The following is a 945-nucleotide window of genomic DNA, read 5'->3' as shown; positions in this document are numbered from 1 at the left end:
CCCAGCCGACCGGCTCGGGGTTGTCGGTCGCATAGCGCCGCTTCGCTTCAACGTGCTTTGGACTTGCTTCAGAAAAGTGGAGAGTTTTCCTGAGGTGAAAGGCAAACTCGATGACGAAGCAACGACGGGTTACAAAGGAATTCGAGGACGAGGCGGTCCGGCTGGTGGCGACCAGTGGGCGCACGCAGCGTGAGGTTGCGGAAGATCTGGGGGTCGGTTTGTCGACGCTGGTTCGGTGGATCGGTCGTCGTCGTGATCGGTTGACGGAGATGCCGGGCGAAACACCGCAGGCAGATTTGGCAGCCGAGTTGAAGCGGCTCCGCCGGGAGAATGAGATCCTTCGACAAGAACGCGACATACTGAAGCGGGCGACCGCTTTTTTCGCCCGGGAGGGAAGTCGATGAGGTTTGCGCTCGTCGATCAGGCGAAGAAGGATTTCCCCGTACACCGCCTCTGCCAGGTGCTCGGCGTCAGCCAGAGCGGCTATTTCGCCTGGAAGGATCGTCCGGCCAGCCGGCGGCAACGCGATGACATGGTGATGCTGGCGCATGTCCGCTCGGCATTTGCGCTGTCGAACGGCACGTACGGCAGTCCGCGCATGACGCGCGAGTTGCAGGATGATGGCTTCGCCATCGGGCGACGGCGCACGGCGCGGTTGATGCGCGAGAACGGCCTGCGCGGTCGGCAGAAGCGTCGATTCAAACGGACGACCGACAGCGAGCATAGCTGGCCGATCGCGCCGAACATCATTGACCAGGATTTTACGGCGACGGCACCCAACCAGAAATGGGGCGTCGACATCTCGTATGTCTGGACGCGGGAGGGATGGCTCTATCTGGCGGTGGTCCTCGATCTGTTCTCCCGCCGTGTCGTCGGGTGGGCCGTCGGCGACCGGCTGCACCGCGATCTGGCGCTGGCCGCCCTGCGCAAGGCCCTCGTCATGCG

General features: G+C 63.3%; 1 pseudogene. It reads left to right on the top strand.

The annotated features are described in order from the left end of the window. Window positions 1-110 precede the first annotated feature (110 nt). Window positions 111-945: pseudogene (locus tag AACY19_RS26575) on the top strand (IS3 family transposase); the annotation flags it as partial.

Origin of the sequence: Pseudomonas sp. EA_5y_Pfl2_R50, from assembly GCF_963970475.1 — a bacterium.
GTDB lineage: Bacteria > Pseudomonadota > Gammaproteobacteria > Pseudomonadales > Pseudomonadaceae > Aquipseudomonas.
Note: the sequence above shows the minus strand (reverse complement) of the source record. Positions and strands in the feature narration are given on the sequence as shown.